The sequence below is a fragment of the Herbiconiux gentiana genome (genome assembly GCF_024978135.1).
GTDB lineage: Bacteria > Actinomycetota > Actinomycetes > Actinomycetales > Microbacteriaceae > Herbiconiux > Herbiconiux gentiana.
Genome location: NZ_JANTEZ010000006.1, coordinates 82,699 through 109,697, shown reverse-complemented (window position 1 = coordinate 109,697; position 26,999 = coordinate 82,699). Strand labels below are relative to the sequence as shown.

The following is a 26,999-nucleotide window of genomic DNA, read 5'->3' as shown; positions in this document are numbered from 1 at the left end:
GTTCCCGCTAGACCGCAGGCGTGTTCTTCGCGATGAACGCCTCGAGGTCGGCGCGCGCCACGTCGTCGGGCAGCTGCACCGGCGGCGATTTCATGAAGTAGGCGGCGGCCGGCTCCACCGGGCCGCCGAGGCCGGCGTCGAGCGCCACCTTCGCGGCGCGCACGGCGTCGATGATGACACCGGCCGAGTTGGGCGAGTCCCACACCTCGAGCTTGTACTCCAGGCTCATCGGGGCGCCGCCGAAACCGTGGCCCTCGAGGCGCACGAAGGCGAACTTGCGGTCGTCGAGCCACGGCACGTGGTCGCTCGGGCCGATGTGCACGTCGCCGGCAGGCAGGTCGATGTCGATGTTCGAGGTGACCGACTGCGTTTTCGAGATCTTCTTCGAGTTGAGGCGGCGGCGCTCCAGCATGTTCTTGAAGTCCATGTTGCCGCCGACGTTCAGCTGGTAGGTGTGGTCGAGCTGGATGCCCCGGCTCTCGAGCAGGCGGGCCAGCACGCGGTGCGTGATGGTGGCGCCGACCTGGCTCTTGATGTCGTCGCCCACGATCGGCAGCCCGGCCTCGACGAACTTCGCCGCCCACTCGGGATCGGACGCGATGAACACGGGGATCGCGTTGACGAAGCCTACCCCGGCGTCGAGCGCGGCCTGCGCGTAGAACTTCGCGGCCTCCTCCGAACCCACGGGCAGGTAGCAGACGAGCACGTCGGCGCCCGATTCGCGGAGCGCTGCGGCGACGTCGACGGGAGCCGCCTCGGACTCCTCGATCATCTCGACGTAGTACTCGCCGAGCCCGTCGAGGGTGGGGCCGCGCTGCACGGTCACGCCGGTCGTGGAGACGTCGGCGAACTTCAGGGTGTTGTTCTCGCTGGCCCAGATCGCCTCGGCCAGGTCGACGCCCACCTTGGCCGCATCGACGTCGAACGCCGCCACGAACTCGATGTCGCCCACGTGGTACTGGCCGAAGCGCACGTGCATCAGGCCGGGCACCGACTCGGTCTCGTCAGCGTCCTTGTAGTACGTCACCCCCTGGATCAGAGAGTTCGCGCAGTTACCGACGCCCGCGATCGCGACCTTGATGCTCATTCCGTCAGCCCTTTTCCGTCGTGTCAAAACTCCACGATCCTATGCCTGATCAGCTGGGTGACGGATGCGCGGGGCCCGGCAGCGCACCGGCGACGCCGCTCAGCCGACCAGGCGGTACCGCTCGACGACGCCCACCTCGTGCACCTGGCCGCCGCTCAGGGTGAAGCGGGGCGGGTCGCCCGCGACGGTGAGCTGCGTCGCGTGGGCGGCCATCGCCGCCGTCTTGCGCCGCAGCGGCTCGCCCAGGAGGGGCATGGCGACGTCGGCGGCGCCGGAGCCGTCGACCCGCGGTTCGACGATCGCGAAGAAAGGCACGCCGTAGTGAAGCGCGACGAGCCGGGCGGTCTCGTGCATGCGCACGTGGTCGGGATGCCCGTACCCGCCCATCCCGTCGTAGCTCACGACGCTCGTCGGCGACCCGACGGCGAGCCGCTCGATGCCGGCGACCGCGGCGTCGACCACCTCGGCGAGCGGAGCCAGGCTCAGGGCCCCGGCGGGAGCATCCGCCGCCGCCCTCGCGAAGCCGTCGTCCCCCCACTCCATTCCGGAATCGGAATACGCGCCGAGGAATGTCTGGGGCACTCCCCCGAGCTCGTCGAGTGCCCGGGCCAGCTCACCCTCGCGGTGGGGCGCCAGCGCCGGGGTGCCCTCGAGGGGGTGCAGCTCGCCCGGCACGACCTCGCCGCGTTCGCCGCGGGTGCCGGTGAGGATCGACGGACGGCGTCCTGCGTGCACCAGTGCGGCGAGCGTGCCTCCGGTCGAGATCGACTCGTCGTCGGGATGGGCGTGCAGGAAGACGGGACGCTCGCCGAAGACGGCGGTCGGATCGGACTCGAGCTGCTCGACCGCCCCGAGGAGGTCGGCGGCGGCCTCGGCCCAGTCGCGAGCGCGGCCGAAGCGTGCCGCCGTCGCGGCGAGTGCGGAGAGCTGCCCGGGCTGCGCGAGCAGGCCACCCATCACCTCGGCCCAGTCCTCGGGTCGGCGGCTGCGCACGTGCACACCGCTCACCCCGTCGGGAACCGATTCGGCCAGTCCCCCGGCGCCGGTGGTGACGACCGGGGTGCCGCTCGCCGCCGCCTCGAGCGCCACCAGTCCGAAGGTCTCCGAGAACGAGGGCACGATCAGTAGGGCGGCCTCGCGCAGCAGGGCCGCCGTCTGCACGCGGGTCTGCGCCGGGAGGAAGGAGACGTCGTCGTCGAGTCCGAGCTCGTGCACGCGTCGGCGCAGCGCCTCGGCGTACTCGTCATGGCCCGGGCTGGTGCCGCCGGCGATCACGAGGCGGGGGCGTTCCGGGCCGAGCAGCGCGAGCGCCTCGACGGCCAGGTCGATTCCCTTCAACGGCTGCACGCGAGCGAGCACGAGCAGGGTGGGGCGGGGGGCGGAGGTCGCTGCCGCGTGCTGGAAGAGGGAGGTGTCCACACCCGGCGCGAGCACGCGCACCCGCTCGCCGGGGAGAGCGTAGGCGTCGAGCACGGCCGCGCGCTCGGCGGCGCTCAGGGCGAGGGTGAGCTCGGAGGCGTGCACGAGCATCCGCTCGACCGCCAGCCGTTCGGCCGGCTCGGGGTGGTCGCCCGGAGCGAGGTGGGCGTTCTTCAGCGCCGCCACGGTGTGCAGGCTCTGCACGTGCGGTACGCCCCACTCCTGCGCGACCGGCAGGGCCGCGGCGCCCGAGAGCCAGTAGTGGGAGTGCACGAGGTCGAACGGCGTCAGCTCGCGCATCCGCTCGCCGAACGCGCCGAGGTGCGCCGGCAGCTCGCCCTTGGCGACGGATGCCCGGGGCCCCGCCTCGAGGAAGCGGACCCTCGTGCCGCCCGCCGTCCTGGCCTCCGTCGCGGCGACCTCCGCCTCGGACCTGGCCCGGGTGAGCACCTCCGCGTCGTGACCCGCCGCGGTGAGCGCGTCGGCGAGGCCCACGACCACCACGTTCATGCCGCCGGCGTCGCCCGTGCCCGGTGCGTCGAGCGGGGACGTGTGCAGCGAGACGAGGGCGATGCGACGGGGTTCTGGCACAGTCCGACCCTGACACACGAGCGCCGGGAACAGTGCTTCTGGTAGGGTATGGAAGTTGTCCTGTGCCTGGTGGAACTCTCCACGCGGGTGCGGGGCAGATGCATAACCCTCCTGTCACAGAGATTCTGTGGCCGTTCTAGTCCGAAGGAGGTGGGTTTGTGACGCATCAGTACGAACTCATGGTCATCCTCGATCCCGAGATCGACGAGCGCACCGTGGCACCGAGCCTCGACAAGTTCCTCAACGTCATCCGCACGGATGGTGGCACCGTGGACAAGGTCGACATCTGGGGCCGGCGTCGCCTGGCCTACGAGATCAACAAGAAGACCGAAGGCATCTACGCCGTCGTCAACCTGACCGCGTCCTCCGACGCGACCAAGGAGCTCGACCGTCAGCTGAAGCTGTCCGAGGCCGTCATGCGCACCAAGGTGCTGCGGGCCGAAGAGGGCATGGCCCAGGTCGCCGCCGCGTCGAAGCTGGCTGCAGAGAAGGCCGCCCGCAAGGCTGCCGCTCCCGCGAAGCCCGCCGTCAAGGCCGAGGCCGGCGAGTAGTCCGACATGGCCGGCGAAACCGTCATCACCGTGGTGGGCAACCTCACCGCCGATCCTGAGCTGCGCTACACGCAGAACGGGCTCGCGGTCGCGAACTTCACGATCGCCTCGACGCCTCGCACCTTCGACCGCGCGTCGAACGACTGGAAGGACGGCGAAGCGCTGTTCCTCCGGGCCTCGGTGTGGCGTGAGTTCGCCGAGCACGTCGCCGGGTCGCTCACGAAGGGCAGCCGTGTCGTCGCGACCGGTCGTCTGCGTCAGCGCTCCTACGAGACGAAAGAGGGCGAGAAGCGCACCTCGATCGAGCTCGAGGTCGACGAGATCGGTCCCTCGCTCCGTTACGCCACCGCTCAGGTGACCCGTGCCTCCAGCGGCGGTGCCGGTGGCGGCGGCGGCAACTACAACGGTGGCGGTCAGCGTGGCGGCCAGTCGGCCGTCGAAGAGCCCTGGGCAGCCAGCGCGCCCTCGACCTCCTCCTCCAACGGAGGCGGCGGGAACGACGTCTGGAACACGCCCGGCAGCTACGCCGACGACACCCCCTTCTAAACTTCTCTTCTTTCAGAACAGGAACCAACCATGGCTGGAAAGTCAAGCGGCGACCGCCGCAAGCCGCTCCGCGGCGCCAAGGGTGCGAAGAACGCCGCACCCGCGAAGTCGATCCGGGTCGGCGTCATCGACTACAAGGACGTTGCGACCCTTCGCAAGTTCATCTCGGAGCGTGGAAAGATCCGCGCCCGCCGTATCACGGGTGTCTCCGTCCAGGAGCAGCGCCTCATCGCCCGTGCCGTCAAGAACGCCCGCGAGATGGCGCTTCTGCCCTACGCCGGCTCTGGCCGTTAAGGAGTAGCACCATGTCGAAAATCATCCTCACCCACGAGGTGACCGGTCTCGGTACGCCCGGTGACGTCGTTGAGGTCAAGAACGGGTTCGCCCGCAACTACCTCATCCCCAAGGGCTTCGCGGTGACGTGGAGCCGTGGCGGCGAGAAGCAGGTCGAGCAGATCAAGGCTGCCCGCTCCGCTCGCGAGCTCGCCACCATCGAAGAGGCGCAGCACCTCAAGCAGTCGCTCGAGAACGCCGTCGTCAAGCTCACCGTCAAGGCGGGCCAGGGCGGACGTCTGTTCGGCTCGGTGAAGACCTCCGACATCGCCGACGCGGTGCAGGAGGCCGGCATCGGCTCGCTCGACAAGCGCAAGATCGAGATCCCGAACGCCATCAAGGCGACCGGGAACCACGAGGCGACCGTGCGTCTGCGCGACGACCTCTCGGCGACGATCTCGCTGCAGGTGGTCGCGGCCAAGTAGCCGTACCTCGAAGGGGTGCCACGAGCCGAACGGCTCGGGCACCCCTTTTGCATGCCCGAACTGTCCCCACATCTGTACACAGGAACCGGCCTTCCGACGAAGGTTCAACCGGTGGTCGAGGGATGCGGGAACCCACACTCTGTGGAATCGGGATATGCCTGGTCAGGAGGCTCTTTGTCTTACTTCTGGTGGAAGTTTCCACAGACCATTCCACACCTTGTGCACACGGCGGTCGGCGTTTCACGCAGATCGTCCACAGAGTTATCCACAGCCCGGTTTGATTGTGGACAGCGCTCGTTCGTAGTCTGGGCCGGCGTCCCTCCCCACCGCCGTTGTCGGTGGTCGGCGGTAGATGTGAACAGAGCCGCCTCGGGCGGCAGAAGCGGAGCAGACCTTGTCGATCGCCCATCTCGGTCTCGCGGGTGAAGAGCGCCAGGGCGCACCCCGCGCCGGCGACCGCACCCCGCCGCACGACCTGCTCGCCGAGCAGAGCGCGCTCGGCGGCATGCTGCTGTCGAAGGACGCCGTGGCCGACGTGGTCGAGGTCATGCGGGCCGTCGACTTCTACATCCCGAAGCACGAGGTCATCTTCGAGGCGATCCTCAACCTCTACTCCCACGGCGAGCCCACCGACGTCATCGCGGTCACCGACGAGCTCATCAAGAGCGGTGAGCTGAGCCGCGCCGGCGGCGCCGACTACCTGCACACCCTCACCGGCCTGGTTCCCACCGCCGCCAACGCCGGCTACTACGCCCAGATCGTCTCCGAGAAGGCCGTGCTGCGCCGCCTCGTCGAGGCGGGCACGCGCATCGTGCAGATGGGCTACGCCAGCGAGGGCGAGGTCACCGACCTCGTCAACAACGCCCAGGCCGAGGTCTACGCCGTCAACGGCGGCGTCGAGGCCGAAGACTACGTCCCCCTCACCGTCGCCGTCACCGCGGCCATCGACGAGATCGAGGCGGCGGCCGGCAAAGACGGCTCGATGACGGGGGTGCCCACGGGCTTCGCCGATCTCGACAACCTCACGAACGGCTTCCACCCCGGTCAGATGATCATCGTGGCCGCACGTCCTGCGCTCGGAAAGTCGACGCTCGCGCTCGACTTCTGCCGGGCGGCCTCGATCAAGAACGACATGCCGTCGATCTTCTTCTCGCTCGAGATGGGCCGGTCCGAGATCGCCATGCGCCTGCTCTCGGCCGAGGCCTCGGTGCCGCTGCAGAGCATGCGCAAGGGCCGCATCGAGGGCCGGGACTGGACGACGCTGGCCTCCACCCGCGGCCGCATCAACGACGCCCCGTTCTACATCGACGACAGCCCCAACATGACGCTGGTCGAGATCCGTGCGAAGTGCCGTCGGCTGAAGCAGAAGGTCGGCCTGAAGCTGGTCGTCATCGACTACCTGCAGCTCATGACGAGCGGCAAGAAGGTCGAGAGCCGCCAGCAGGAGGTGTCGGAGTTCTCCCGCGCCCTGAAGCTCATGGCGAAGGAGCTCCAGGTGCCGGTCATCGCGCTCTCCCAGCTCAACCGTGGCCCCGAGCAGCGCGCCGACAAGAAGCCGGCCATCTCCGACCTCCGCGAGTCGGGCTCGCTGGAGCAGGACGCCGACATGGTCATCCTGCTGCACCGCGAGGGCGCCTACGAGAAAGACAACCCGCGCGCGGGCGAGGCCGACTTCATCGTCGCCAAGCACCGCAACGGCCCCACGGCCACCATCACGGTCGGCTTCCACGGCCACTTCTCCCGCTTCGCGGACATGCCCCCGGCCTGAGTGCCGTGGCCGGTCGCCGGCGCGGGCCAGGGTCCGCCCCGCGCTAGGGGGCGGAGGCGGCGGTGCGGTAGACGTCGGCGACGCGGTCGAGGAAGGTCGAGACGACCTCGCGGTCGGCCTCGGGCATCTCCTCCACGATGGCGGCCACCCCGAGAATCACGGGCAGCAGCTCCTGCACGGTGCGGTCGACCGAGGCGCGCGCCGGCACCACGACGATCTTGCGGCGGTCGCGCTCGTGCGGGTGCCGCTCGGCGTGGCCCAGGGCGACGAGGCGGTCGACCACGAGCGTCGAGGCGGCGGTCGACACCTTCAGGCGCGTGGCGAGCTCGCTGGGCGTGAGGGGCCCGTCCTGGATGAGGTGCTCCATCGCGGTCAGGTCGGTCTGGTTCACGGTCAGCACGCTGCCGAGTCGGCGTTCGAAGGCGCGCGAGAGGGCGTCCACCTCCCGGAGCTGCTGCGAGATCGGGGAGACCTCGGGCATTCCGCTCTCGGGCAGCTCGTCGCGCGACCACGGGGTCGTGCTGCCGGACTTGCGGGCATCGGTCATGACTGACATGCTAATCCCATATGTAGTTAAGTTGCTTAGCAATCAAGTGACTTTCACGTCGAGAAGGAGCAGTCATGCGGGGCATCGCCCGATTCGTCAGCGGCCGGGGCACGGCCTGGATCACCCTCGCCCTGACCGCGATCGCCGTGGCGCTGCTGTTCGCGCTGCTCCCGCAGGGCGAGAGCGACGCCTTCCCGCCCTCCGGACTGCCGGAGTCGAGCGAGGCCGCGCAGGTGTCGGCACTGCTCGAGGACTTCCCCGACGCCGACACGACGGCCGCCCTCGTCGTGTACACCCGCGGTGGCGACGCCCTCAGCGAGTCGGACCGCGCATCCGTCACCGAGGCGGCCGGCCGGCTCGCCGAGGACTCGATCGCGCCCCAGGCCGTCGTGCCGCAGTTCAGTGACGACGGCACCGCCGCCCTGGTGGCCGTTCCCCTCGAAGCGGATGCGGACGCCGACGTGAACGCCCTCGCCGACCGGGTGCGCGCCGACGCCGACGCCGGCACCGAGGGCCTCACCGCGCTGCTCACCGGCCCCGTCGGGTTCCAGGCCGACATCTCGAACGCCTTCGCCGGAGCCGACTTCCGGCTGCTGCTGGTCACCGTGCTGGTGGTCGCGTTCCTGCTCATCGTCACCTACCGCAGCCCGGTGCTGTGGATCGTGCCGCTCGTGGTGGTCGGCCTCGCCGACGGTCTCGCCCGGGTCGTCGTGACGGCGCTCGCCGAGCCTCTGGGCATCACCATCGACGCGTCGATCGGGGGCATCCTCTCGGTGCTCGTGTTCGGCGCCGGCACGAACTACGCCCTGCTGCTCGTCGCCCGCTACCGCGAGGAGCTCACCCGCGAGGAGAACCGGCACACCGCGATGCTGACGGCCTGGCGGAGCGCCGGGCCGGCCATCGCGGCGAGCGGCGGCACCGTCGCCCTGAGCCTGCTGACCCTGCTGCTCGCACAGCTCTCGGGCAACCGCGCCCTCGGCTTCGCCTGCACGGTCGGAGTGGGCATCGCCATCCTGTTCGCGCTGCTCGTGCTGCCGGCGGCGCTGGTCGTCTGCGGACGTGGCCTGTTCTGGCCCTTCGTGCCCCGCGTGCAGAGCGAGGCGGACGCGGCGGCCCACCCCCGGAAGGCGGGAGTGTGGATGCGCCTCGGCCGTGGTGTGGCCAAGCGCCCGGCCGTGGTGGCGATCGTCGCGGTGCTCGGCATCGGCGTGCTGTCGCTCGGGCTGATCGGCGTGCAGGTGGGTCTCTCGCAGACCGACCAGCTGATCGGCGGACCCGACTCGGTGAAGGCCCAGGCCGTGATCGACGAGTCATTCAACGCGGGCCTGACCGGTCAGACGATCGTGCTCGCCCCGGATGCGGTGGCCTCCGACGCGGCGACGCTCGCCGAGGGCGTGGCGGGCGTCGAGTCGGTGCGCCCCGGGGAGAGCGCCGCCGGTGTCACCCGCCTCGACGTGACCCTCGACGCCGAGCCCGAGAGCGACGCGGCCTTCGCGACCGTCACCGCCCTCCGCAGCGCCTACGCCGACGCGGGCGGCGAGCTCGCCGACACGCTCGTGGGCGGCAACGACGCGACGGCGCTCGACACGAACACCGCCTCCGAGGCCGATCAGGCGCTGATCATCCCGCTCATCCTGGCGATCGTGTTCGTGATCCTCGCCCTGCTGCTGCGGTCGCTGGTGGCGCCCGTGCTGCTGATCGCCAGCGTGCTCGCCACGTTCTTCGCCAGCCTCGGCGCGTCGAACGTGCTGTTCCAGAACGTGCTCGGCTTCCCGGCGTTCGACGCGAACGTCGTGCTGTTCGCGTTCCTGTTCCTGGTGGCGCTCGGCGTCGACTACAACATCTTCCTCACCACCCGGGCGCGGGAGGAGGCGGCCGGCCACGGCACGCGGGAGGGGATGGTCCGCGCCCTCAGCTCGACCGGCGGCGTGATCACCAGTGCGGGCATCCTGCTGGCCGCCGTGTTCGCGGTGCTGGGGGTGCTGCCCGTGGTGGCGCTGACCCAGATCGGCGTGATCGTCTGCATCGGCGTGCTGCTCGATACCCTCGTCGTGCGCACCGTGCTCGTTCCCGCCCTGGTGTTCCTCACGGGGGACCGGTTCTGGTGGCCGTCGCGCCCGGCGCCCGCTCGCGCCCGGCACACAGCCGGGGCGAAATAGACTGGGGGCATCCCTACCGTCGAAACGAGGCATCCGGAGTGACCGAGACCCGCCGCAGCACCGATCGGTCGCCCTACTGGGGCGTGCCGGTGGCCCGGGCGATCCCGTTCATCGTGACCGCCCTCGTGATCACGTTCAGCCCGAACCACTCGGCGCAGGTGGGCCTGTTCGCCTACGGCGTGCTCGCGATCGTCTCGGGGCTCATCGTCGCCGTGCTGTCGTGGCGCACGATCACGGTGAGGTCGACGCGGGTCGTGTTCCTCGTGCAGGGGATGGCGAGCGTGCTCTTCGGCGCCCTGGCCCTCGGCTTCAATGCCGGCGGCCTCGGCTTCCTCCTGTTCTGCGCCACGATGAACTCCGCCATCGGCGGTTTCCTCGAGCTCTACGCGGGCCTCAAGGCGGGCAAGAACCCGGCCGGGCGCGACTGGGCCGTCGGCGGCGGCCTCACCGTGGTGTTCGCGCTGGTGCTGATCTTCTTCCCCACCGACCCCGTCTTCGCGGTCGGGATGCTCGGGGCCTACTCCGCCGTCATCGGCCTGTTCCTCGTGATCGGCGGCCTGTCGCTGCGCTGGGGAACGCAGGCGTCCGTCACCGCCACCGGGTCTGAACCCACCAGAAGGGCATCGTGAACCAACCAACGAGGCGCGACCGGCTGAAGCCGGCCGAGCTGATCGTCCTGTCCGCCATCCTGTCCGGCTTCGTCGGGCTGGTGGTGCTGATGGTGTCGCGCGAGTTCCTGCTGGCCGGCATCTTCTTCGGTGTCGCGTTCATCGTCGTGCTCGTCGTGATGGCGATGCTCTCGCTGTCGATCAAGCCGAACGACCGTGAGCAGCACGAGATCGACGGCGACGAGCCGCAGCAGGGCCCGCTCGGCCACTAGGGCGGCCGCCCACGCCGGCGCCCGCCCACGCCCGGCCGCCCTCGGGGCGCGGCCGGGCATCCGCTCGACCTCGAGATCTAGCCCTGGTCGAGGATGTGGTCGACCAGCGCCGACGCCAGCCCCGTGTACCCCGCCGGCGTGAGCGCCACGAGCCGTGCCTTGGCCTCGGCCCCGATGTCGAGGCCCTCGACGAAGGCCACCAGCTCGGCCTGCCCGATCCGGCGACCGCGGGTGAGCTCCTTCAGCAGCGCGTACGGGTCGCTGATCTGTGAGCGGCCCTCGGTGATCTCGGCGCGCACGACCGTCTGGATCGCCTCGCCGAGCACCTCCCAGTTCTCGTCGAGGTCGCGGGCCAGCGCATCCCGGTTCAGGGAGATCTGACCGAGGCCGCCGAGGATGTTGTCGAGCGCCAGCAGCGAGTGGCCGAGGGCGACGCCGATGTTGCGCTGGGTGGTGCTGTCGGTGAGGTCGCGCTGCAGGCGCGAGGTGACGAGGGTCGCCGCGAGCGAGTCGAGCAGCGCGCTGGAGAGCTCGAGGTTCGCCTCGGCGTTCTCGAAGCGGATGGGGTTCACCTTGTGCGGCATGGTCGACGACCCCGTGGCACCCGCCACCGGGATCTGCGTGAAGTAGCCGATCGAGATGTACGTCCAGACATCGGTGCAGAGGTTGTGCAGGATGCGGTTGGCGTGACTGATGCGGTTGTAGAGCTCGGCCTGCCAGTCGTGCGACTCGATCTGGGTCGTCAGCGGGTTCCAGACCAGGCCGAGCGAGGTGACGAACTCGCGCGAGATGCGCTGCCAGTCGGCGGAGGGGTCGGCGACCAGGTCGGCGGCGAAGGTTCCGGTGGCTCCGCTGAACTTGCCGAGGAACTCGGTGTCCTCGATCTGCGCCTTCACGCGCTCGAGGCGGTGCACGGTGACCGCGAGCTCCTTGCCCATGGTGGTGGGGGTCGCCGGCTGGCCGTGGGTGTGGGCGAGCATCGGCTCGTCGCGGTACAGCACGGCCTGGCGGCGCAGTTCGGCGATCACACGCTCGAACGCGGGCAGCCAGACGCCCTCGACGGCGTCGCGGATGGTCAGGGCGTAGCTGAGGTTGTTGATGTCCTCGCTGGTGCAGCCGAAGTGGGTGAGCTCGGCGACGTCGTTCAGGTCGAGCGCCGCGAGCTTCTCGCGCACGAAGTACTCGACCGCCTTGACGTCGTGGCGGGTCGTCGCCTCGAGCTCGGCGATGCGGTCGATGTCGGCCTGCCCGAAGTCGTCGACGACGGCGCGCAGCTCGGTGACGAGCTGGGGCTCGAGCGGCGTGGAGCCGAACATCCGGTGCTCGGTGAGGAAGAGCAGCCAGTCGATCTCGACGCGAACGCGGGCGCGGTTCAGGCCGGCCTCGGAGAGGAACTCGCCGAGCTCGGTGACGGCGGGGCGGTAGCGGCCGTCGAGGGGGCTGATCGGCTGGGGAGGCAGAGGGGGCATGGCGGGGTGCGGTCTTTCGATGAGGCGGGCGGGGTTCAGGATGCGGCGGGGTTCAGGAGGCAGCAGGGTTCAGGATGCGGGTTCCAGGATGCACGGCTCAGGTTGCGGCGGGCTGCCGGAACGCGGGCTCGAGCTGCCGGAACAGTGCCTGGTCGGCGTGCTCGATCAGTGCGAGCACCGAGTCGAACATGGCCGCGTCGGAGTAGTAGGGGTCTGGCACGTCGGTGCGGCCGGCGGGGTCGGCGTCGAAGGAGAGCAGCAGGCGCACCTTCTGCCGGTCCTCCTCGGTGCGGGCCCAGGAGCGCAGCACACGCTCGTGGCTGCGGTCGAGCGCGACGACGAGGTCGAGCGAGTCGAACCAGGCGGGGTCGAACTGGCGCGCGCGGTGGGTGCTGCCGTCGTAGCCGCGGCTCTTCAGCGAGGCGACCGTGCGCGGGTCGGCGTGCTCGCCGACGTGCCACTCCCCCGTGCCCGCCGAGGTGACCACGACGCGGCCCGAGAGCCCGGCCTTCTCGACCAGGTCGCGCAGCACGATCTCGGCCATCGGCGAGCGGCAGATGTTGCCGGTGCAGACCATGCAGATGCGGAAGGCGGCCTCAGGGGGGTCTTCGGGCTCGCGCGACATGCCTTCAGTCTCTCATCGGCGGTCGCGACGGCCTGCGAGGGGCCGAAGGATCGCACCGATGATCGCGGAGAGGATGGCCAGCACCAGGGCGCCGAGCACCGTCCACCAGAACCCGGCCAGGGTGAGGCCGAAGCCGAACAGTCCGGTGAACACCGCGGTGAGCCAGAGCAGCAGCGCGTTGACGAAGAACGAGATGATGCCGAGCGTGAGGATGTAGAGCGGGAACGCCACGACCCGGATGATGCTGCCGATGATGCCGTTCACGATGCCGAAGACCAGCGCCACCAGGAGGTAGCTGACGATGGTCTCGACGGTGCCGCCGTCGCCGATCGGGTCGATCTTCACCCCGGCGACGATCAGGGTCGTGAGCCACAGTGCGATCGCGTTGACGACCAGGGAGACCAGGAATCTGCGCATGCCCCCCACTATCCCAGCTGGATGGTGCAGAGTCGAGGCATGGTGAACCTGCCCTGGCGGCCGGCCTACCCGATCCTGACCGACCGCCTCGCCCTGCGCCCGCACCGCTCGGGCGACCTCGACGACCTGCTGCGCTACCACTCCGACCCCGAGGTGGTGCGCTACATCCCGTGGCCCGCGCGCACGCGCGAGCAGACCGAGGCGGCGCTCGACTCGCGCACCCGGCAGGGCGAGGTCACCGCTGAGGGGCAGTGGCTCGTGCTGGCCATCCAGCTGCGCGACGACCTCGGTCTGGCCGAGGGCGGGCGGGTGATCGGCGAGGTGCTCCTCAAGTTCGACAGCGAGGCGGATGCCCGGGGCGAGCTCGGCTACGCCATCGCCCGGGACGCCGAGGGGAACGGCTACGCCACCGAGGCCGCGCGCGCCGTTCTCGAGCTGGCCTTCGCCCGGTTCGGGCTGCACCGGGTGGTCGCCCGCCTCGACGCGCGGAACCGCGCATCCGCCGCCCTGCTGGAGCGGCTCGGGATGCGTCGCGAGGCCCTCTTCGTGGAGGACGAGCACTTCAAGGGCGAGTGGACCGACACCCTCGTCTACGCGATGCTCGACCGCGAGCACAGCTCGGCGCATATTCCCGAGGCGGGATGAGACCGAGAACTACACTGGACGGATGACCTCCGGCTCCGAAGCAGCCCCCGCCGTCCCGGTGAGGATGCGCCCCGAGATCCTCGCGCTGCCCGCCTACCGGCAGGGCCAGGCCGCGCCGACCGGCTTCAAGCTCTCGTCGAACGAGAACCCCTACGACCCGCTGCCCGGCGTGCTCGAGGCCGTCGACCGGGCGACCCGGCAGCTGCACCGCTACCCGAACGCCGCCGCACCCGAGATCACGGCCCGCCTGGCCGAGGAGTGGGGCGTCGAGCCCGACGAGGTGATCGTGGCCGCCGGATCGGTGGCCCTGCTGATGCAGTTCACGATGGCCGCGGCCGGGCACGGCGACGAGGTCGTCTTCTCGTGGCGCGCGTTCGAGGTCTACCCGTGGATGACGGTGCTCCCCGGCGCCACCGCGGTGCCGGTGCCGAACACCCCCGACCACCGGCACGATCTCGACGCCATGGCGGCGGCGATCACCGACCGCACCCGGCTCGTGCTCGTCTGCAGCCCGAACAACCCCACCTCGAGCGCCGTGACGGCGGTCGAGTTCGAGGCCTTCATGGCGCAGGTCCCGTCCGATCTGCTGGTCATCCTCGACGAGGCCTACGCCGAGTTCGTCACAGACCCCGCCGCGGTGAACGGGCGCGCCCTGGTGCACCGCTACCCGAACCTGGTGGTGCTGCGCACCTTCTCGAAGGCCTACGGCCTGGCCGGACTGCGCATCGGCTACGGCATCGGGCCCGCCGCGGTGCTCGCGCCGGCCCGCACCACGATCGTGCCGCTGAGTCTCACCGACCACGCGCAGGTGGCGGCCCTGGCGTCCCTCGATCGCGGCGACGAGCTGCGCGAGCGGGTCGCGAACATCGCCGTGCGGCGGGACGCAGTGTACGAGGCGCTGCTCGAGCAGGGCTGGTCGGGCATCCCGAAGCCCAACGGCAACTTCGTCTGGTTCCCCGTGGGCGAGCAGACGCCCGAGGCGCTCGAGGTCTTTCGCCGGCACGGCATCATCGCCCGGGGCTACCTGCCCGACGGCGTCCGACTGACGATCGGCGAGGAGGAGAGCGTGCAGAACGTGCTCGCCGCCGCCGACGAGATAGCGAGGATCCTCCGATGACCGACACCCCGACGGTCCAGTTCCTCTCGGTCGAGGGCGAGTTCGCCCCGACCGAGTCGGCCGAGGAGTACCGCTCCTACCTCGATCGCCTGAGCGACACCGAGCTGCAGCAGTTCTACCGCCAGATGGCGGTGGTGCGCCGCTTCGACGGCGAGGCCACGAATCTGCAGCGGCAGGGCCAGATGGCGCTCTGGGTGCCGAGCCACGGCCAGGAGGGCGCCCAGGTCGGTTCGGCTTACGCCGCCCGCCCGCAGGACCACATCTTCCCGAGCTACCGCGAGCACGCGGTCGGGCTCGTGCGCGGCATCGACATGCTCGCCATCGTCGAGCTGCTGCGCGGCAACACCCACGGCGGGTGGGACCCGGCCGACCCGACGAACGGCAACTTCCACGGCTACTGCCTCGTGATCGGCTCGCACTCGCTGCACGCCACGGGCTACGCCATGGGCCTGCAGCGCGACGGACTCGTCGGAACCGGCGACCCCGAGGTCGACGCGGCCGTGCTGTGCTACTTCGGTGACGGCGCCACCTCTCAGGGCGACGTGAGCGAGGCCTTCGTGTTCTCGGCGTCGAGCCAGACGCCGAACGTGTTCTTCCTGCAGAACAACCAGTGGGCCATCTCGGTGCCGGTGAGCGTGCAGTCGCGCGTGCCCCTCTACCTGCGCTCGCGCGGCTTCGGCGTGCCGAGCGTGCAGATCGACGGCAACGACGTGCTCGCGAGCTACGCCGTGACCGCGAAGGCGCTCGACGACGCCCGCTCGGGCGCCGGACCGCAGTTCATCGAGGCGCTGACGTACCGCATCGGCGCGCACACCACCTCCGACGACCCCACCAAGTACCGCGAGAACGCCGAGCAGGAGTTCTGGGTGAAGCGCGACCCCATCGTGCGCTTCGAGAAGTATCTGCGTGGGCTCGGCGAGGGCGACGCCTTCTTCGACGATGTGCGCACCGAGGCCGACGACTTCGCGGCCGACATCCGCGCCCGCACGCTCGTGCTCGAGGCCCCGCCGATCGGCACGATGTTCGACCACGTGTACTCGGAGCCGCATCCGGTGATGACCGAGCAGAAGCTGTGGCTCGAGAGGTACGAGGCGTCGTTCCAGGAGTCGTTCCAGGAGGAGCAGGCATGACCACCGTGAACCCGTCGACCCCGACGTCGGCCACCCCGCCGGCCACCCCGCCCGCGCCCGCACCCGCCGTGCAGGAGCTGCCGATGGCGAAGGCCCTGAACCTCGGCCTCGCCAAAGCGCTCGCCGACGACCCCAAGGTGCTGCTGATGGGCGAGGACATCGGCCGTCTCGGCGGCGTCTTCCGGGTCACCGAGGGGCTGCAGGCCCAGTTCGGCGCCGACCGGGTGGTCGACACCCCGCTGGCGGAATCGGGCATCATCGGCACGGCCATCGGTCTCGCGATGCGCGGCTACCGGCCCGTCTGCGAGATCCAGTTCGACGGCTTCATCTGGCCGGGCTTCGACCAGATCACCAGCCAGCTCGCGAAGCTGACGAACCGCGGCGGCGGCGCGTTCTCGATGCCCGTGGTCATCCGGGTGCCCTACGGCGGGCACATCGGTGCCGTCGAGCACCACCAGGAGAGCCCGGAGGCCTACTTCGCGCATACCGCCGGCCTGCGGGTGGTGAGCCCGTCGACCCCGAACGACGCCTACTGGATGATGCAGGAGGCGATCCGCTCCAACGACCCCGTGATGTTCTTCGAGCCGAAGAGCCGCTACTGGCCCAAGGGCCCGGTCGACTTCACCGGCTCGGCCGCTCCGCTGCACGCCAGCCGCGTGGGGCGGGTCGGCAGCGACGTCACCCTGCTCGCCCACGGCGCCATGGTGAGCGTGCTGATGCAGGCCGCCGAGATCGCCGACGCCGAGGGCATCAGCGTCGAGGTCATCGACCTTCGTTCCATCAGCCCGATCGACTACGGGCCGATCATCGACTCGGTCACCAAGACCGGCCGGCTCGTGGTGGCGCAGGAGGCCTCCGGCTTCGTCAGCGTCGGCTCCGAGATCGCCGCGACCGTCGCCGAGCGCGCCTTCTACTCGCTGCAGGCCCCCGTGCTGCGGGTGGCGGGCTTCGACACCCCCTTCCCGCCCGCGAAGCTCGAGACCGTCTTCCTGCCCGACGCCGACCGCGTCATGGAAGCCGTCGACCGCGTGATGGCCTACTAGGCCACCGCACCCGACCAGGTACGTCAGGAGAACCCATGTCGTCGCAGTTCAACCTCCCCGATGTCGGCGAGGGCCTCACCGAGGCCGAGATCGTCTCGTGGAAGGTCGCCCCGGGCGACACCGTCACGGTGAACCAGGTGATCGTCGAGATCGAGACCGCCAAGTCGCTCGTCGAGCTGCCCTCCCCGTTCGCGGGCACCGTCGAGAGCGTGCTGGTCGAAGAGGGCACGACCGTCGAGGTCGGCACGCCCATCATCACGGTGTCGGCGGGGTCGGTTCCGGATGCGCGTCCCGCCCCCATCCGCGTGGTGCCCGCCGCCGACCTCACCGAGACCGAGTCGATGGTGGCCACCGCCGAGCGCACGGCGACCGCCGACGAGAAGCCCGGCGCCGTGCTCGTCGGCTACGGCATCAAGGGCCACGTCGCCAGCCGTCGCTCCTCGCGCCGCAGCACCACCGCCATCCCCGCCATCGGCGAGGCCCCCGAGGGCGCCCGCCCGGCCCAGCGCGTCGCCCGGGTGCAGCAGCCCATCCCCGGTCTCCCCGTGATCGCGAAGCCGCCCATCCGCAAGCTCGCGAAAGACCTCGGCGTCGATCTGAACGAGGTCGCCCCCACCGGGCTGATCGGCGACATCACCCGCGACGACGTCGTGCGGCACGCCGACCAGGCGAAGGTCTTCCACAACATCGAGACGCCGCAGTGGGCGCCGGTGCGCGAGGAGCGCATCCCGGTGAAGGGCATGCGCAAGCAGATCGCCAAGGCGATGGTGGCGAGCGCATTCACCGCCCCGCACGTCAGCCTCTTCGTCGACGTCGACGCCACCCGCACGATGGACTACGTCAAGCGGCTGAAGGCCTCCGCCGACTTCACCGGGGTCAAGATCTCCCCCCTCCTGATCATGGCGAAGGCCATCATCTGGGCGGTGCAGCGCAACCCGATGGTCAACTCGGCGTTCACCGAGAAGGAGATCATCGTGCGCAACTACGTGAACCTCGGTATCGCGGCGGCCACCCCGCGCGGCCTGATCGTGCCGAACATCAAGGATGCGCAGGACATGTCGATGCGCACCCTCGCCGAGTCGCTCGAGCAGCTCACGCTGACCGCGCGCGAGGGCCGCACCTCCCCCGCCGACATGGCCGACGGCACCATCACGATCACGAACATCGGCGTCTTCGGCATGGACACCGGCACGCCCATCCTGAACCCGGGCGAGGTCGGCATCGTGGCGCTCGGCACCATCAAGCAGCGCCCCTGGGTCGTCGACGGCGAGGTGCGGCCGCGCTTCGTCACCACGGTCGGGGCGAGCTTCGACCACCGCGTGGTCGACGGCGACGTCGCCAGCCGCTTCGTGGCCGACGTGGCCTCGATCCTCGAGGAACCGGCGCTGCTGCTCGACTGAATTTGCTATTGATAATCACTATCAATAGTGTGGGGGTGTGACCTCCCGACTCCTCCCCGTCCTCGCATCTTCCGCGGTGCTCGCCCTCGGCCTCGCCGGATGCTCGTCCGGAAGCTCGGCCGACACCGCCGACCCCGCCACCGACGGCATCAGCATCGTCGCCTCCACCAACGTCTACGGCAGCATCGCTGAGGCGGTGGCCGGCGACGCCGCCAGCGTGACGTCGATCATCGACAGTCCCGACAAGGATCCGCACGAGTACCAGGCCGACGGCCAGAACCAGCTCTCGCTGTCGAAGGCGCAGATCGTGATCGAGAACGGCGGCGGCTACGACGACTTCATCGACACGATGCTCTCGGCCGCCGACGACTCCGGTGCCACGGTGCTGAACGTCACCGACATCTCGGGCTACGACACCGAGCCGGCCGAGGGCGAGTTCAACGAGCACCTCTGGTACGACTTCCCGACGATGCAGAAGCTCGTCGATCAGCTGGTGACCGAGCTGTCCGCGCTCGACGAGAGCGGAGCATCCGCCTTCTCGGCCAACGGGGAGAAGCTCAAGGAGCAGCTGACCGCGCTCGAGGGCGAGGAGGCCGATCTCGCCTCCGCGCACGAGGGGGCCGGCGTGGCCATCACCGAGCCGGTGCCGCTCTACCTGCTCGAGGCCGCCGGGCTCGAGAACAAGACGCCCGACGAGTTCAGCGAGGCCATCGAGGAGGACACCGACGTGCCCCCGCTCGTGCTGAATGAGACCCTCGCACGGTTCGACGACAAGAGCGTCGACGTGCTGGTCTACAACGAGCAGACCGGCGGTCCGCAGACGGATGCGGTGCTCGAGGCCGCGGAGAAGAACGGCATCCCCGCGGTGGCGGTCACCGAGACGCTCCCCGACGGGGTCGACTACGTCGAGTGGATGACGGCGAACCTGAAGGCGGTGTCCGACGCCCTCGGCTAGGCGCCGCTCGGTCGGCCACCGGGCTGCGGGGCTCCGCGCCCGCGGCAGTAGGGTGTCACAGTGACCGACCCGGTGCTGACCCTGCGCGACGCGAGCCTCGCGTTCGGCCCGCGCACCCTGTGGTCGGGGCTCGACCTCGACGTGCAGCCGGGCGAGTTCATCGCCGTGCTGGGCTCGAACGGCTCGGGCAAGTCGAGCCTGCTCAAGGTCATCCTCGGGCAGCAGCGGCTGAGCGGCGGCTCGGTCTCGTTCCTCGGGGCGCCCGGCCGGCGCGGTGACCGCCGGATCGGCTACGTGCCGCAGCAGAAGCTCGCCGACGACGGCACGCCGCTGCGCGCGCGCGACCTCGTGGCCCTCGGGCTCTCGGGCCATCGCTGGGGCGTGCCGCTGCCCTCGGCGGCCCGCCGCCGCGAGGTCGACGCCCTGCTCGCCGCCGTCGGCGCGACCGAGTACGCGAACGTCGGCGTCGGAACCCTCTCGGGCGGCGAGCAGCAGCGCGTGCGCATCGGGCAGGCGCTCGCCGGGGAACCGCGGCTGCTGCTCTGCGACGAGCCGCTCCTCTCGCTCGACCTCACCCACCAGCGCGCCGTCAGCGAGCTGATCGACCGGCAGCGGCGGGAGCGCGACTTCGGCGTGCTCTTCGTCACCCACGACATCAACCCGATCCTCGACATGGTCGACCGGGTGCTCTACCTCGCCGGCGGCGGCTTCCGGATCGGGACGCCGGAGGAGGTGCTGCGCTCGGAGGTGCTGAGCGAGCTCTACGGCTCGCGGGTCGACGTGATCCGCACGCACGGGCGGGTGATCGTCGTCGGCACGCCCGACGGGGCCCACGGGCATCCGGACGACCAGCTCGCCCACCACGACGCGCACGACCACGGGACGCACGGCCACGGCACCGCCCCCGGACTGCTCGGAGGACTGCCGTGAACGGCGACATCTGGTCGGAGGTCTTCGACTTCGCGAACTACGGCGAGCTCGTGGTGCTGCTGCGCAACTCGATCATCGCGGGCGCCGTGCTCGGCGTGGTCGGCGGCCTGATCGGGGTGTTCGTGATGTCGCGCGACATGGCCTTCGCCGTGCACGGCATCAGCGAGCTGTCGTTCGCCGGCGCCGCGGCCGGGCTGCTGTTCGGCATCGGGGTGGTCGAGGGATCGATCATCGGATCGCTGATCGCCTCGCTGATCATCGGGCTGCTCGGCTCGCGGGCCCGGGACCGCAACTCGATCATCGCGGTGCTGATGCCGTTCGGCTTGGGGCTCGGCATCCTGTGCCTGTCGCTGTACCCGGGGCGGTCGGCGAACAAGTTCGGGCTGCTCACCGGGCAGATCGTCGCCGTCGACGACCCGCGGCTGAACTCGCTGATCGCGATCTCGATCGTCGTCGTGCTCGGGCTGCTGCTCGTCTGGCGGCCGCTCACCTTCGCCAGCGCCGACTCCGACGTCGCCTCGGCCCGGGGGGTGCCGGTTCGCGCGCTGTCGATCGTCTTCATGCTGCTGCTCGGCCTCGCCGTGGCGGTCTCGGTGCAGATCGTCGGCTCGCTGCTGGTGCTGTCGATCCTCGTCACCCCGGCGGCGGCCGCGCTGCGGCTGTCGTCGTCGCCCGTGGTGGTGCCGCTGCTCAGCACGCTGTTCGCCGTGCTGTCGCTCGTGGGCGGCATCATGCTCGCGCTCGGCGCCTCGGTGCCGATCAGCCCCTACGTCACGACCATCTCGTTCGCGATCTACCTGGTCTGCCGCCTCGTCTCCTGGCGACGGACGCGCCGGGGACTCTCGGGGCGGGTACCGTTGACGACGAGGACGGTGATGCAGTGAAGAGGAACACCTGGCAGCGCGAGGCCGTGCGGAGCGCCCTCGGAACCCAGATGGGGTTCGTCAGCGCCCAGAGCCTGCACTCCTCGCTGAAGAACTCGGGTTCGCAGATCGGTCTCGCCACGGTGTACCGCGCGCTGTCCGATCTCGCCCAGGAGGGCGAGGCCGACTCGCTGCAGTCGCCCGAGGGCGAGGCGCTCTACCGCGCCTGCTCGCTCGCGCACCACCATCACCTCATCTGCCGCAGCTGCGGGCTCACGGTCGAGATCGAGGCCGACGAGGTGGAGGCCTGGGCGCAGAAGACGGCCACGCTGCACGGCTTCAGCCGGCCCGAGCACGTCGTCGACATCTTCGGCTTCTGCTCCGCCTGTGTGCCCACGCCCTGATCGTGTAAGCTAGTCAGGTTGGGTGGAATCCTCCGCCCTCTGCGGGCCCGTCATGAGTCGGGCCTGTCGACAAGTCATCTTGGGTGAGGCACTCGTCTCACGGTAGCCAAATGGAGGAAGCAATGGCAGCAGTCTGCCAGGTGACAGGAGCCGTTCCCGGCTTCGGTCACAACATCTCGCACTCGCACCGGCGAACCAATCGCCGCTTCGACCCGAACGTGCAGAAGAAGAAGTACTACGTGCCTTCGCTTCGCCGTAACGTCACGCTGACCCTGTCGGCGAAGGGCATCAAGGTCATCGATGCTCGTGGAATCGAGTCGGTTGTCAAGGACCTCCTCGCTCGTGGGGAGAAGATCTGATGGCAAAGCAGCAGGACGTCCGTCCCATCATCAAGCTCCGCTCGACGGCGGGCACCGGTTACACCTACGTGACCAAGAAGAACCGTCGCAACGACCCCGACCGTCTCGTGCTGAAGAAGTACGACCCGGTCATCCGTAAGCACGTCGACTTCCGAGAGGAGCGGTAAACACATGGCTAAGAAGAGCAAGATCGCCAAGAACGAGCAGCGCAAGGTCATCGTGGAGCGGTACGCCGCGAAGCGCCTCGAGCTGAAGAAGGCCCTCGTCAGCCCCACGTCCACCGACGAGGAGCGCGAGACCGCCCGCCTGGGTCTGCAGAAGCTGCCCCGCAACGCCTCGCCGATCCGCGTGCGCAACCGCGACGCCGTCGACGGCCGCCCCCGCGGAAACCTCAGCAAGTTCGGCATCAGCCGTGTCCGCTTCCGCGACATGGCGCACCGCGGCGAATTGCCGGGCATTACGAAGTCCAGCTGGTAAATTACCCACGGTCGTACCGACCAACCGAACTGGCCCTGTGGCCGGGACCGTTCCACCGAAAAGCTACCGAGGTAGCGAAGAGGTCCGAGGAGGACACCTTAAATGGCTGACAAGTCACTCAACAAGACCGAGCTCGTCGCAGCCGTCGCCGCCGCTTCCGGCCAGACGCAGGCTTCCGTCAACGAGGTGCTCGACGCTCTCTTCTCGACGCTGGCCGACTCGGTCGCCTCGGGCACCAAGGTCACGATCCCGGGCTGGCTCGCCGTCGAGCGCACCTCGCGTGCCGCTCGCACCGGCCGCAACCCGCAGACCGGCGCCACCATCGAGATCCCGGCCGGTCACTCGGTCAAGATCTCGGCCGGTTCGAAGCTGAAGGCTGCTGCCAAGTAGTCTCGCTCCACCAGCTCAGAAGGGCGACGGCTTCGGCCGCCGCCCTTCTGCCATTAACCCTGTGCCGTTAACGACGGAGGCCCAGGCCGGCCCGCGTACAGTGGACTGGTGCTGAGAGTCGTCCGCGTAGCAGGCCCCGCCGTTCTGGTGCTGGCCTCGTTCGCGGCCCTCCTGATCGCCCTCGCCATCGGCGGCGGCGCCGCACCGCAGCTCCTGGAGGATCCGGGACCCGTCGTGCGCTTCGGTCTCCCGATCACCTCCACGCTCGTCAACATCTCGGCCGCCGGCATGATCGGCGCCATCGGTCTCGTCGTCTTCGCCATCCCGCCGTCGAGCCCGGCCTGGGGGCGTGTCCTCGACGTCGCCGCCGCATCCGCCGGTCTGTTCACGGTGACGGCCGCTCTCACGGGCTTCTTCAGCTACCTCAGCGTCACCGCCCGGGCGCTCAGCTTCGACGACGCGTTCAGCCAGGGGCTCGGGCAGTTCCTCACGCAGATCGAACTCGGCCAGGCGTGGCTGCAGACCACGCTGCTCGGCGCCGTGGTCACCGTGCTCTGCTTCGCCGTGCGCAACCACACCGCGCTGGTGTTCGTCGGTCTGCTCGCGGTCGTCTGCCTCGTGCCGATGGCCCAGCAGGGGCACGCCGCGGGGGTCGACGGCCATGACGCCGCGATCACCGCCCTGGGCCTGCACCTCATCTTCGCCGCCGCCTGGCTCGGCGGGCTGGTGGTCATCGTGCTGCTCAGCCGGCAGCTGACGACACCGGTGCTCGTCGACGTCGTCGCCCGGTACTCGACCGTCGCCATCGTGTGCTTCGTCGTGGTGGCCGCCTCCGGCTACGTCAGCGCCGAGCTGCGGGTCGGCTCGCTCGACCGGCTGCTCACGCCCTACGGCCTGCTCGTGCTGGTGAAGGTGGGCGCGCTGATCGCCCTCGGACTGATCGGCGCGCTGCACCGCCGCTACGTCATCGGCAAGCTCGGCAGCACCGATCGCCGTCGGCACTTCTGGTGGCTCGTGGTCGCCGAGCTCGGTTTCATGGGCATCGCCACGGGGTTCGCGGCGGCTCTCGCCCGCACGGCGACCCCGGTGCCGGAGACCGTGCCCGAGACGCAGACCGCCGCGCAGATCCTCACCGGTGAGAAGCTGCCGCCCGAGCTGACCGTGGCGAACTTCCTCACCCAGTGGAACTTCGACCTGATCTGGGTGCTCGTCTGCGCCTTCGCGATCTTCTTCTACGTCGCCGGGGTGCTGCGGCTGCGACGACGCGGCGACCGGTGGCCCTGGTATCGCACGGTGCTCTGGATCGCGGGCATCCTGCTGCTCTTCTACGTCACCAACGGCGGGCTGAACGTCTACGAGAAGTTCCTGTTCAGCGCGCACATGTTCGGGCACATGACACTCAGCATGATGGTGCCGCTGCTGCTCGTGCCCGCCGCGCCCGTCACCCTCGTGCTGCGCGCGGTCAAGAAGCGCACCGACGGCACCCGCGGCGTGCGCGAGTGGACGCTGCTCGCGGTGCACTCGAAGGTCGCCACCGTCATCGCCAACCCTGTGGTGGCCGGCGTGCTCTTCGCCACCAGCCTCGTCACCTTCTACTACACGCCGCTGTTCCGCTGGGCCACCGAGAACCACTTCGGGCACGAGTGGATGATCGTGCACTTCCTGATCGTCGGCTACCTCTTCGTGCAGGCGCTGATCGGCGTCGACCCGGTGCCGTACAAGCTGCCGTACCCGTTCCGGCTGCTGCTGCTGCTCGGAACGATGGCGTTCCACGCCTTCTTCGGGCTCGCCCTGATGGAGGGCACGGGCCTGCTGCTCGCCGACTGGTTCGGCGCCACCGGCCGCGACTGGGGGCCGAGCGCACTGCAGGATCAGCAGAACGGCGGCGGGATCGCGTGGAGCATCGGTGAGATCCCGACGTTCACGCTGGCGCTGATCGTGGCGATCCAGTGGAGCCGGGTCGACAAGAAGGAGACCAAGCGGCGGGATCGCAACGCGGATCGGACGAACGAGGCGGAGCTCGGGGAGTACAACGCGATGCTGGAGCGGCTGGCCGAGAAGGACACGGCGCGCTAGACCCCGGCCGCCGCCCTCAGCCCCGTGGGGCGAACTGGATCGAGCCGTCGGCCCGGATGCTCAGCGCGAAGGTCACGTCGTAGGGGATCGAACGGTCGATCGCGGTGACCGTGCCGTCGAAGAGCGAGCGGATGTCCACCCGCACGTGCGCGCTGCCCGACGCCGTGGGAACCACCCAGCTGTCCTGCCCGGCGATGATCGTCAGGGCCGGGAAGGTCTCGATCGACCAGGCGGGCTCGGTGACGATGCGGTCGTCGACCTCCAGCCCGAACGGACAGCCGGGCGGATAGAGCAGCGTCTCGGTGGCGCACTCGGCGAGGAAGTCGTGCACCGTCGTCTGAACCTCGTCGAGGAAGCGCGTGGTGGGCTGCACGTCGACGATGGCGCTGACCGAGCTGCCGGTGCTGGTGGCCACGAGTTTCGAGGGGTAGGCACCGAGGTAGTGCGAGGTGTGCCCGAGCACCGTGAGGCTCGGCACGAGCAGGTCGTAGCTGCGGTTCGCGCGGAAGGCGCCCGCGTCACCGGCCGCGACCTGCACCGTTCCGGCGGTGAAGGTGCTCGCGTGCGAGACGGTGACGTCGGCCCGCGCGCTCGGCGAGCGCAGGAACTCCCACTCCGGGAAGACGAGCCAGCTCGTGCCGGTCTGCACCACGTCGAACTCGGTCTGACCCTCCACCTGCTGGTCGCCGGTGCCGGTGAGTGTGTAGGAGTAGACGATGCGGTGGCGACCGGGGATGATCTCGGTGTCGCTGACCTCGGTGATGCCCATCAGGCCGCCGAGCGCATCCGGAGTCACCAGGGCCGCCTCACCGGTGCCGGCCGCGTCGCCGCTCGTGAGCGCGACGCCCGGGGTCGCGAGGGCGCCGGCCACGTCGTGCTCGGCCAGGGCCTCGAGGTAGAGCCGCACGAAGGTGCTGGCGCTGAACAGCTCACGGTTCAGGATGCCCACCGCCGACACCAGGGCCGCGACGGTGAGCACGAACAGGCCTACCCAGATGACGATCGATCGGTGCAGGGTCTCGCGCCTGTCCACACCTCCCGCATCCATGTGCACAGTTTAGGCGGGAGCCGGGGGACCGCCCCGGGCGGCGGGTAGATTGGAGGGATGGCCAGGCCCACCCTCTCCGCCGAGCAGCAGCGCGTGTTCGAGCTGATCGAGGGCACCCGCAAGCACGTCTTCGTCACCGGTCGGGCGGGCACCGGCAAGTCGACGCTGCTGAACCACCTCTCGGCGACCACCGAGAAGCAGCTGGTCATCTCGGCCCCCACCGGCGTCGCCGCCCTGAACGTGGGCGGTCAGACCATTCACTCGCTCTTCCGGCTGCCGATCGGGGTGATCGCCGACAGCGAGATCGAGCAGAACGCCGAGGTGCGCAAGCTCCTCAACACCATCGACACGCTCGTCATCGACGAGGTCTCGATGGTGAACGCCGACCTGATGGACGCGATGGACCGCTCGCTCCGGCAGGCCCGCGGCCGCCGCTCGGAGCCGTTCGGCGGCGTGCAGGTCGTGCTGTTCGGCGACCCGTACCAGCTCGCCCCGGTGCCGGGCGACGGCGAGGAGCGCGCCTACTTCGCCGACCACTACCGCTCGATGTGGTTCTTCGACGCCGCGGTGTGGAACGAGACGGAGCTCGAGATCGTCGAGCTGACCGAGATCCACCGGCAGCACGACGACGAGTTCAAGCACATGCTCAACGCGGTGCGCTTCGGCATGGTCACGAAGGAGATCGCCGACGTGCTGAACGGCACGGGCGCCCGCTCCCCCGCTCCCGACAGCGCCATCACGCTCGCCACCCGCAACGACGCCGTCAACCGCATCAACCAGACCGCCCTCGGCCGGCTGCCCGGCCGCGTGCTCAGCGCGAAGGCCGAGATCAGCGGCGACTTCGGCGGCCGAGCCTATCCGGCCGACCTCAATCTGGAACTGAAGGTCGGGGCGCAGGTGATGTTTCTGCGCAACGACGCCGACCAGCGCTGGGTGAACGGCACAGTCGGCACCGTCACCAAGATCGCGTCGACCGTCTGGGTCGAGGTCGATGGCGAGGTGCACGAGGTCGACCCGGTCGCCTGGGAGAAGCACCGCTACTCCTACGCGCCCGAGTCGAAGAAGCTCAGCAAGGAGGTCATCGGCGAGTTCACGCAGTTCCCGCTGCGGCTCGCCTGGGCGGTCACCATCCACAAGTCGCAGGGCCAGAGCTACGACGAGGCGGTCGTCGACCTCGGCGCCCGCGTCTTCAGCCCGGGGCAGACCTACGTGGCGCTGTCGCGCCTCACCTCGCTCGAGGGGCTGTACCTGACGCGGCCGCTGCGGCCCTCCGACATCATCGTCGACCCGGCAGTGCAGGCCTTCATGCGCCGCCGGGGGTCGGCTCCCACTCCCACTCCGTAGC

General features: G+C 69.8%; 30 protein-coding genes. 23 read left to right on the top strand and 7 right to left on the bottom strand.

The genetic code is table 11. From position 1 onward, the window contains the following. Positions 1-7: 7 nt before the first annotated feature. Together NVV95_RS15050 and NVV95_RS15045 are read right to left on the bottom strand one after the other, a co-directional pair. The gene (locus NVV95_RS15050) at positions 8-1,087 is read right to left on the bottom strand and encodes an inositol-3-phosphate synthase (protein WP_259487371.1); all 1,080 of its coding nucleotides are present in this window, start codon (positions 1,085-1,087) and stop codon (positions 8-10) included. Between the two features lie 99 nt (positions 1,088-1,186). Continuing rightward, positions 1,187-3,097 (bottom strand): glycosyltransferase, encoded by a 1,911-nt coding sequence (locus tag NVV95_RS15045; protein ID WP_259487370.1) that lies wholly within the window; start codon positions 3,095-3,097, stop codon positions 1,187-1,189. A gap of 158 nt (positions 3,098-3,255) precedes the next feature. On the opposite strand from NVV95_RS15045, the gene rpsF reads away from it, so the two are divergent. From rpsF to dnaB, 5 genes are all read left to right on the top strand, one after another. Next, on the top strand, positions 3,256-3,648 hold the full coding sequence (gene rpsF, locus NVV95_RS15040) for a 30S ribosomal protein S6 (protein ID WP_259487369.1): 393 nt from the start codon (positions 3,256-3,258) through the stop codon (positions 3,646-3,648). A 6-nt stretch (positions 3,649-3,654) separates the two neighbouring features. Next, positions 3,655-4,194 (top strand): single-stranded DNA-binding protein, encoded by a 540-nt coding sequence (locus NVV95_RS15035; protein ID WP_259487368.1) that lies wholly within the window; start codon positions 3,655-3,657, stop codon positions 4,192-4,194. Between the two features lie 30 nt (positions 4,195-4,224). Further along, the gene (gene rpsR, locus NVV95_RS15030) at positions 4,225-4,488 is read left to right on the top strand and encodes a 30S ribosomal protein S18 (protein ID WP_022895757.1); all 264 of its coding nucleotides are present in this window, start codon (positions 4,225-4,227) and stop codon (positions 4,486-4,488) included. 11 nt (positions 4,489-4,499) lie between these two features. Then, positions 4,500-4,952 carry a 50S ribosomal protein L9 gene (gene rplI / locus NVV95_RS15025; RefSeq protein ID WP_259487367.1) on the top strand — a complete coding sequence of 151 codons (453 nt, stop codon included), beginning with the start codon at positions 4,500-4,502 and terminating at the stop codon, positions 4,950-4,952. A 394-nt stretch (positions 4,953-5,346) separates the two neighbouring features. Next, on the top strand, positions 5,347-6,720 hold the full coding sequence (gene dnaB / locus NVV95_RS15020) for a replicative DNA helicase (protein WP_259487366.1): 1,374 nt from the start codon (positions 5,347-5,349) through the stop codon (positions 6,718-6,720). A gap of 43 nt (positions 6,721-6,763) precedes the next feature. On the opposite strand, the gene NVV95_RS15015 is transcribed toward dnaB, so the two are convergent. Further along, the gene (locus NVV95_RS15015) at positions 6,764-7,267 is read right to left on the bottom strand and encodes a MarR family winged helix-turn-helix transcriptional regulator (protein WP_259487365.1); all 504 of its coding nucleotides are present in this window, start codon (positions 7,265-7,267) and stop codon (positions 6,764-6,766) included. A 74-nt stretch (positions 7,268-7,341) separates the two neighbouring features. Between NVV95_RS15015 and NVV95_RS15010 the strand changes: the two genes are divergently transcribed. The 3 genes from NVV95_RS15010 to NVV95_RS15000 are packed head-to-tail and all read left to right on the top strand — an operon-like array spanning position 7,342 to position 10,306. Further along, positions 7,342-9,426, top strand: a complete 2,085-nt coding sequence (locus tag NVV95_RS15010) for an MMPL family transporter (protein ID WP_259487364.1) — start codon at positions 7,342-7,344, stop codon at positions 9,424-9,426. A gap of 38 nt (positions 9,427-9,464) precedes the next feature. Next, complete coding sequence (locus NVV95_RS15005) at positions 9,465-10,055, top strand: HdeD family acid-resistance protein (RefSeq protein ID WP_259487363.1); 591 nt, start codon at positions 9,465-9,467, stop codon at positions 10,053-10,055. Further along, on the top strand, positions 10,052-10,306 hold the full coding sequence (locus NVV95_RS15000; protein WP_259487362.1) for a hypothetical protein: 255 nt from the start codon (positions 10,052-10,054) through the stop codon (positions 10,304-10,306). The genes NVV95_RS15005 and NVV95_RS15000 overlap by 4 nt, the downstream gene beginning before the upstream one ends. 77 nt (positions 10,307-10,383) lie before the next feature. On the opposite strand, the gene purB is transcribed toward NVV95_RS15000, so the two are convergent. The 3 genes from purB to NVV95_RS14985 all read right to left on the bottom strand — a co-directional run bounded on the left by purB (position 10,384) and on the right by NVV95_RS14985 (position 12,817). Continuing rightward, positions 10,384-11,775, bottom strand: coding sequence for an adenylosuccinate lyase (purB, locus tag NVV95_RS14995; RefSeq protein ID WP_259487361.1), 1,392 nt, complete (start codon positions 11,773-11,775; stop codon positions 10,384-10,386). Positions 11,776-11,872: 97 nt separating this feature from the next. Continuing rightward, positions 11,873-12,400, bottom strand: a complete 528-nt coding sequence (locus NVV95_RS14990) for a low molecular weight protein-tyrosine-phosphatase (RefSeq protein ID WP_259487360.1) — start codon at positions 12,398-12,400, stop codon at positions 11,873-11,875. A 12-nt stretch (positions 12,401-12,412) separates the two neighbouring features. After that, positions 12,413-12,817: a phage holin family protein gene (locus NVV95_RS14985; protein ID WP_259487359.1), complete on the bottom strand. Its 405-nt coding sequence runs from the start codon at positions 12,815-12,817 to the stop codon at positions 12,413-12,415. 39 nt (positions 12,818-12,856) lie between these two features. On the opposite strand from NVV95_RS14985, the gene NVV95_RS14980 reads away from it, so the two are divergent. The 14 genes from NVV95_RS14980 to NVV95_RS14915 all read left to right on the top strand — a co-directional run bounded on the left by NVV95_RS14980 (position 12,857) and on the right by NVV95_RS14915 (position 24,606). Then, entirely contained in the window at positions 12,857-13,462 is a 606-nt protein-coding gene (locus NVV95_RS14980; protein ID WP_259487358.1) for a GNAT family N-acetyltransferase, read from the top strand. A 22-nt stretch (positions 13,463-13,484) separates the two neighbouring features. After that, positions 13,485-14,579: a histidinol-phosphate transaminase gene (locus NVV95_RS14975; protein WP_259487357.1), complete on the top strand. Its 1,095-nt coding sequence runs from the start codon at positions 13,485-13,487 to the stop codon at positions 14,577-14,579. Continuing rightward, positions 14,576-15,709, top strand: a complete 1,134-nt coding sequence (locus tag NVV95_RS14970) for a thiamine pyrophosphate-dependent dehydrogenase E1 component subunit alpha (protein ID WP_259487356.1) — start codon at positions 14,576-14,578, stop codon at positions 15,707-15,709. The genes NVV95_RS14975 and NVV95_RS14970 overlap by 4 nt, the downstream gene beginning before the upstream one ends. An 83-nt stretch (positions 15,710-15,792) precedes the next feature. Next, the gene (locus NVV95_RS14965; RefSeq protein WP_259487471.1) at positions 15,793-16,752 is read left to right on the top strand and encodes an alpha-ketoacid dehydrogenase subunit beta; all 960 of its coding nucleotides are present in this window, start codon (positions 15,793-15,795) and stop codon (positions 16,750-16,752) included. A gap of 35 nt (positions 16,753-16,787) precedes the next feature. Continuing rightward, positions 16,788-18,152: a dihydrolipoamide acetyltransferase family protein gene (locus NVV95_RS14960; RefSeq protein WP_259487355.1), complete on the top strand. Its 1,365-nt coding sequence runs from the start codon at positions 16,788-16,790 to the stop codon at positions 18,150-18,152. Between the two features lie 37 nt (positions 18,153-18,189). Further along, entirely contained in the window at positions 18,190-19,107 is a 918-nt protein-coding gene (locus NVV95_RS14955; protein WP_259487354.1) for a metal ABC transporter substrate-binding protein, read from the top strand. A 60-nt stretch (positions 19,108-19,167) separates the two neighbouring features. Continuing rightward, positions 19,168-20,037: a metal ABC transporter ATP-binding protein gene (locus tag NVV95_RS14950; RefSeq protein WP_259487353.1), complete on the top strand. Its 870-nt coding sequence runs from the start codon at positions 19,168-19,170 to the stop codon at positions 20,035-20,037. Continuing rightward, positions 20,034-20,921, top strand: a complete 888-nt coding sequence (locus NVV95_RS14945) for a metal ABC transporter permease (RefSeq protein WP_259487352.1) — start codon at positions 20,034-20,036, stop codon at positions 20,919-20,921. The genes NVV95_RS14950 and NVV95_RS14945 overlap by 4 nt, the downstream gene beginning before the upstream one ends. Then, positions 20,918-21,304 (top strand): Fur family transcriptional regulator, encoded by a 387-nt coding sequence (locus tag NVV95_RS14940; protein ID WP_259487351.1) that lies wholly within the window; start codon positions 20,918-20,920, stop codon positions 21,302-21,304. The genes NVV95_RS14945 and NVV95_RS14940 overlap by 4 nt, the downstream gene beginning before the upstream one ends. A gap of 122 nt (positions 21,305-21,426) precedes the next feature. After that, the gene (rpmB, locus tag NVV95_RS14935; RefSeq protein ID WP_173182131.1) at positions 21,427-21,663 is read left to right on the top strand and encodes a 50S ribosomal protein L28; all 237 of its coding nucleotides are present in this window, start codon (positions 21,427-21,429) and stop codon (positions 21,661-21,663) included. Then, positions 21,663-21,830, top strand: a complete 168-nt coding sequence (gene rpmG / locus NVV95_RS14930) for a 50S ribosomal protein L33 (protein ID WP_022897487.1) — start codon at positions 21,663-21,665, stop codon at positions 21,828-21,830. The genes rpmB and rpmG overlap by 1 nt, the downstream gene beginning before the upstream one ends. A 4-nt stretch (positions 21,831-21,834) precedes the next feature. Beyond that, positions 21,835-22,140 carry a 30S ribosomal protein S14 gene (gene rpsN / locus NVV95_RS14925; RefSeq protein WP_173182132.1) on the top strand — a complete coding sequence of 102 codons (306 nt, stop codon included), beginning with the start codon at positions 21,835-21,837 and terminating at the stop codon, positions 22,138-22,140. Between the two features lie 102 nt (positions 22,141-22,242). After that, positions 22,243-22,530: an HU family DNA-binding protein gene (locus NVV95_RS14920; RefSeq protein ID WP_022897485.1), complete on the top strand. Its 288-nt coding sequence runs from the start codon at positions 22,243-22,245 to the stop codon at positions 22,528-22,530. A gap of 108 nt (positions 22,531-22,638) precedes the next feature. Beyond that, entirely contained in the window at positions 22,639-24,606 is a 1,968-nt protein-coding gene (locus tag NVV95_RS14915; RefSeq protein ID WP_259487350.1) for a bifunctional copper resistance protein CopD/cytochrome c oxidase assembly protein, read from the top strand. A gap of 16 nt (positions 24,607-24,622) precedes the next feature. Here the strand turns inward: NVV95_RS14915 and NVV95_RS14910 are convergent, their stop codons facing one another. Continuing rightward, entirely contained in the window at positions 24,623-25,654 is a 1,032-nt protein-coding gene (locus tag NVV95_RS14910) for a hypothetical protein (RefSeq protein ID WP_259487349.1), read from the bottom strand. Positions 25,655-25,711: 57 nt separating this feature from the next. Here NVV95_RS14910 and NVV95_RS14905 point away from each other — a divergent pair, with 57 nt between their 5' ends. After that, positions 25,712-26,998 carry an ATP-dependent DNA helicase gene (locus NVV95_RS14905; RefSeq protein WP_259487348.1) on the top strand — a complete coding sequence of 429 codons (1,287 nt, stop codon included), beginning with the start codon at positions 25,712-25,714 and terminating at the stop codon, positions 26,996-26,998. The last annotated feature ends 1 nt before the right edge of the window (position 26,999 follow it).

What these genes read in the sequence shown, in the direction of transcription:
- NVV95_RS15050 (WP_259487371.1), bottom strand. Translation starts at nt 1,087, where the DNA reads ATGAGCATCAAGGTCGCGATCGCGGGCGTCGGTAACTGCGCGAACTCT.
- NVV95_RS15035 (WP_259487368.1), top strand. Translation starts at nt 3,655, where the DNA reads ATGGCCGGCGAAACCGTCATCACCGTGGTGGGCAACCTCACCGCCGAT.
- rpsR (WP_022895757.1), top strand. Translation starts at nt 4,225, where the DNA reads ATGGCTGGAAAGTCAAGCGGCGACCGCCGCAAGCCGCTCCGCGGCGCC.
- rplI (WP_259487367.1), top strand. Translation starts at nt 4,500, where the DNA reads ATGTCGAAAATCATCCTCACCCACGAGGTGACCGGTCTCGGTACGCCC.
- NVV95_RS15015 (WP_259487365.1), bottom strand. Translation starts at nt 7,267, where the DNA reads ATGACCGATGCCCGCAAGTCCGGCAGCACGACCCCGTGGTCGCGCGAC.
- NVV95_RS15010 (WP_259487364.1), top strand. Translation starts at nt 7,342, where the DNA reads ATGCGGGGCATCGCCCGATTCGTCAGCGGCCGGGGCACGGCCTGGATC.
- purB (WP_259487361.1), bottom strand. Translation starts at nt 11,775, where the DNA reads ATGCCCCCTCTGCCTCCCCAGCCGATCAGCCCCCTCGACGGCCGCTAC.
- NVV95_RS14990 (WP_259487360.1), bottom strand. Translation starts at nt 12,400, where the DNA reads ATGTCGCGCGAGCCCGAAGACCCCCCTGAGGCCGCCTTCCGCATCTGC.
- NVV95_RS14985 (WP_259487359.1), bottom strand. Translation starts at nt 12,817, where the DNA reads ATGCGCAGATTCCTGGTCTCCCTGGTCGTCAACGCGATCGCACTGTGG.
- NVV95_RS14980 (WP_259487358.1), top strand. Translation starts at nt 12,857, where the DNA reads ATGGTGAACCTGCCCTGGCGGCCGGCCTACCCGATCCTGACCGACCGC.
- NVV95_RS14975 (WP_259487357.1), top strand. Translation starts at nt 13,485, where the DNA reads ATGACCTCCGGCTCCGAAGCAGCCCCCGCCGTCCCGGTGAGGATGCGC.
- NVV95_RS14970 (WP_259487356.1), top strand. Translation starts at nt 14,576, where the DNA reads ATGACCGACACCCCGACGGTCCAGTTCCTCTCGGTCGAGGGCGAGTTC.
- NVV95_RS14965 (WP_259487471.1), top strand. Translation starts at nt 15,793, where the DNA reads ATGGCGAAGGCCCTGAACCTCGGCCTCGCCAAAGCGCTCGCCGACGAC.
- NVV95_RS14960 (WP_259487355.1), top strand. Translation starts at nt 16,788, where the DNA reads ATGTCGTCGCAGTTCAACCTCCCCGATGTCGGCGAGGGCCTCACCGAG.
- rpmB (WP_173182131.1), top strand. Translation starts at nt 21,427, where the DNA reads ATGGCAGCAGTCTGCCAGGTGACAGGAGCCGTTCCCGGCTTCGGTCAC.
- rpmG (WP_022897487.1), top strand. Translation starts at nt 21,663, where the DNA reads ATGGCAAAGCAGCAGGACGTCCGTCCCATCATCAAGCTCCGCTCGACG.
- rpsN (WP_173182132.1), top strand. Translation starts at nt 21,835, where the DNA reads ATGGCTAAGAAGAGCAAGATCGCCAAGAACGAGCAGCGCAAGGTCATC.
- NVV95_RS14920 (WP_022897485.1), top strand. Translation starts at nt 22,243, where the DNA reads ATGGCTGACAAGTCACTCAACAAGACCGAGCTCGTCGCAGCCGTCGCC.
- NVV95_RS14910 (WP_259487349.1), bottom strand. Translation starts at nt 25,654, where the DNA reads ATGGATGCGGGAGGTGTGGACAGGCGCGAGACCCTGCACCGATCGATC.
- NVV95_RS14905 (WP_259487348.1), top strand. Translation starts at nt 25,712, where the DNA reads ATGGCCAGGCCCACCCTCTCCGCCGAGCAGCAGCGCGTGTTCGAGCTG.